Source organism: Chitinophaga sp. (genome assembly GCF_036566945.1).
GTDB lineage: Bacteria > Bacteroidota > Bacteroidia > Chitinophagales > Chitinophagaceae > Chitinophaga.
Window position 1 is genome coordinate 1 of sequence record NZ_DATCVJ010000090.1, and the last position, 3,295, is coordinate 3,295.

5 protein-coding genes are annotated in these 3,295 nt (G+C 45.1%); all 5 read right to left on the bottom strand.

What is annotated here, in order from left to right; genetic code table 11:
* Positions 1 to 174 precede the first annotated feature (174 nt).
* Positions 175 to 399 (bottom strand): hypothetical protein, encoded by a 225-nt coding sequence (locus tag VIP81_RS02580; RefSeq protein WP_331956917.1) that lies wholly within the window; start codon positions 397 to 399, stop codon positions 175 to 177.
* Positions 400 to 426: 27 nt separating this feature from the next.
* Positions 427 to 1,080, bottom strand: coding sequence for a phosphatidylserine decarboxylase family protein (locus tag VIP81_RS02585; RefSeq protein ID WP_331956918.1), 654 nt, complete (start codon positions 1,078 to 1,080; stop codon positions 427 to 429).
* 87 nt (positions 1,081 to 1,167) lie between these two features.
* The gene (locus tag VIP81_RS02590; protein WP_331956919.1) at positions 1,168 to 2,052 is read right to left on the bottom strand and encodes a phosphatidate cytidylyltransferase; all 885 of its coding nucleotides are present in this window, start codon (positions 2,050 to 2,052) and stop codon (positions 1,168 to 1,170) included.
* A gap of 117 nt (positions 2,053 to 2,169) precedes the next feature.
* Entirely contained in the window at positions 2,170 to 2,418 is a 249-nt protein-coding gene (locus VIP81_RS02595) for a DUF2007 domain-containing protein (protein WP_331956920.1), read from the bottom strand.
* Between the two features lie 27 nt (positions 2,419 to 2,445).
* Positions 2,446 to 3,295, bottom strand: an 850-nt coding sequence (locus VIP81_RS02600) for a type II CAAX endopeptidase family protein (protein ID WP_331956921.1), incomplete at its 5' end; no start/stop codon positions are given.

Genomic DNA, 3,295 nt, shown 5'->3' on the forward strand with positions numbered 1-3,295 from the left:
GATTATTTTTTTCAGGATTAAAAAAAGATTAGCGAAGATCAACAACATATGATGTTCATCTTCGCTAATCTTTTCTAATCGTATTAATCAATAAAATAAAATCCTGGAAATCATCAAAATCAGTATACTCCTGAGTAAGACAAAAAATCGCCTCAATAGCTTTTTGCTTTATCCTTATGCTTTCGGCTTCCCTTTTGTGGCGGCAGCCATTCTCAGGCTGGCGGTTTTAGACGGCTGCTGGCAACAGCTTTTACCTTTTGCGGTAGTTTTACAGGTGGCAGCAGAACAATTCTTTTTAGCAGACTTGTCTGCTGTTTTGCTGCTTCTTTTTTCCTGGGCAAATACAACACCAGCCATTAACAGGAGGGCTGCAGCGCCGGTAAAAGCTTTCTTTATCATAAAAATGCCGTTTAGCTATTAAAGATACTAGATTTTAGCAATAACAGATACACCGCCTTTCACCACTTCTTCCAGTTTTACGGCTACTTCGGTGCCGATTGGAAGGTAGAGGTCTACACGGGAACCGAACTTAATAAAGCCCATTTCGTCGTTCTGTGCTACTTCCATTCCTGGTTTCAGGTAGTTAACAATTCTGCGGGCCAGTGCGCCGGCAATTTGCCTTACCAGGATATCCGTTTTGCCATTGCCGATTACTACAGAATGTCTTTCATTTTCAGTAGAGGATTTCGGATGCCAGGCCACCAGGTACTTACCTGCATGGTATTGCGACAGTTTTACCACACCACTGATAGGGTTACGGTTTACGTGTACGTTAGCGGGGCTCATAAAGATAGACACCTGCAGGCGTTTATCTTTGAAGTATTCCGGCTCATATACTTCTTCAATCACCACTACTTTACCATCGCAGGGAGAAACGACCAGCGAATCTCCTGTTGTATATTGTCTTGCCGGGATCCGGAAGAAGGATACGATGAACAGGAAGAATGCCAGGGATATAACAGATACTGTCCAGCAAAGGCAGGACGAATTACCGAACCAATAAAATACTGCTCCGTTAATTAACGCCAGTACCAGGAATACAAGGGAAATGGTAGCAAATCCTTCACGATGGATCTTCATTGTTTTTTTATTAAAATGATTGATTTATGTGTTTAATCAAAGTGCGAAGTTAGTTTAATTCAATTTTTTCAGCATACGAATTTATCGTTAAGCCATCATAAAGAACTGAACATAGATCCAGGCGAAGGGAGCGGCCAGGAGCAATGAGTCGAAACGGTCCATGAATCCGCCGTGACCAGGCATGATGCTACCAGAGTCTTTTACCCCTGCCATTCTTTTGAGTTTGGATTCTATCAGATCCCCGATGGTGCCGAATACGGCGGCGATGAGCGCCAGGGCAATCCAGTGTTGCAGGGCCAGGTATCCGCCCCCCCAGAAATGGCCGTAAACGCCTGCAGTGGCTACTGCCAGGATCATACCGCCTACTGTACCTTCAATGGTTTTTTTAGGAGAAATGGCGGGTGCAAACGGGGTGCGCCCAATGAGCGATCCCACGATATAGGCCATGGTATCGTTTATCCAGATGAAAATGATCAGCAGTAAAGGGATCAGCCATCCCGGCGCGGTGCCTACATCCAGTGGGGTGTAGTGAATATTGATGGCGTTGAGCCTTATATTTATCAGCAGCCCGAATGGTATGACGATATACAGCAGTCCTATGGCCGAGTAGCCAATGTTCTTTAAAGAGAAATCTTTACTCATTAACACTTCTCCCAATGGCATTACCAGCAGGAAAATAACCGCTATCCACCAGCCAATAAGGCCCGTAGGGATCTGTGCTATCTGGAAGTTGTTGCCGGTGAAAGTGAGTAATATAGCGGCTCCCGCAATGGTAGCCCCCCATTTGTGCCAGGCGGGAACGCTGGCATAATCAGGATCTATATGTCGTATTAACTTAAAGTATTCCTGCAGGGCAAAACAGCCTATCAGGAAAAAAAGCAGAAAAAATGTATAGTCGGCCCATAAGATACCTCCCAGCATTACTGCCACAAACACAAGCGCAGAGGCAGTGCGGGTGAAAAAAGTCTTCATTATGCTTAAATCTGGTGATTAAATTGCTGCCCGCAAATGTGGATAAAATAACCCGTTGGAGCAAATCCCTGTCAGGCGGTACGCAGCAGCGTAGACGCCTGACAGAAAAGAATAGCCCTACTCGGAATCCACCTGATTGGGGTCGCCGGTAGGCAGATTGTTGTGATTATGCACCAGGTTTTTGGCCACTTCTTCCTGCGTTTGATGAACATAAAGTTCCGCCTGCCCAGGTAAGGTAATGTTATAGGAAGATGACTGCCGGTTCAGTAATACCGCTTCTACCCCGTTATCCAGCAACATTCCTTTCACGATTTCTGCTTCAAATGGCCGGTCACTTGAAAAAATTTTAACCCAGTCTTTTTCCATAATTATTGCTTTAATGTCTTAGTAAGATTACAAATTTTCGTCCATTCCTATTTCGTCTACGTCATCTTTCTTTTTTTCCACCGGATCTATCATGAGCATAGGCGTTGATTTTTTACTTAACGCCCAAAACAGTGCAATGGTTACAGGAATGCTCAAAGCTACATAATACCATGCTAAAGGGGTATCCTTCATAGGATCATCTTTGGTCATCCCGTGCTGGAAAAGATATAGCATGACCACCTGTGAACCGTTGTTGAGTATATGTGCAAGGATGCTTAACCAAAGGTTACCGCTGATGACATAAATGGCTCCCAGCCCAAATCCCAGCAGTACCCGGGGCATAAAGCCCAGTACCTCACCATGTATGGCACTGAATAGAATAGATGTGATAAATACACTCAGCCATACTTTGCGGGTACTTTTAATAATGAGTCGTTGTAACACACCCCGGAAAAACAGTTCCTCCCCGATTGCCGGTATAATAGCCACCAGTACCAGGTTGATAAGGAGATCTTTTATAGTAGGCATGCGCAACATCACTGCCAGCAGCTTTTCGGCCATGGCCTGCATATCTCTTGCAGACTGTGATATGGGCCAGGTTTCATTCCACTCCCCTAACAGGCCCGCCAGTGGTAATACACCGTACATGGCAAACAAGGCAATCAGTATCTGAATACCTTTGGGTGCTGGTTTTAAACCCAGATAGGTGGCTGGATAAGGCTGCCACAGATAGGCAAAAAGGGCGGCCGGCACAAAGAAGGCAACGATGGTATAAAAGAATTGTGTTATTTTCAGATAGCCGATGAAGTTAGGATCGGTAAATGCACCATTTTGGATGGCCTCCAGGCTTTGACCGGTAATCACAGGCGTTACCGCT

Bases quoted from the DNA above. Each gene is read 5' to 3' on its own strand.
- VIP81_RS02580 (WP_331956917.1), bottom strand. From the start codon at position 399: ATGATAAAGAAAGCTTTTACCGGCGCTGCAGCCCTCCTGTTAATGGCT.
- VIP81_RS02590 (WP_331956919.1), bottom strand. From the start codon at position 2,052: ATGAAGACTTTTTTCACCCGCACTGCCTCTGCGCTTGTGTTTGTGGCA.
- VIP81_RS02595 (WP_331956920.1), bottom strand. From the start codon at position 2,418: ATGGAAAAAGACTGGGTTAAAATTTTTTCAAGTGACCGGCCATTTGAA.
- VIP81_RS02585 (WP_331956918.1), bottom strand. From the start codon at position 1,080: ATGAAGATCCATCGTGAAGGATTTGCTACCATTTCCCTTGTATTCCTG.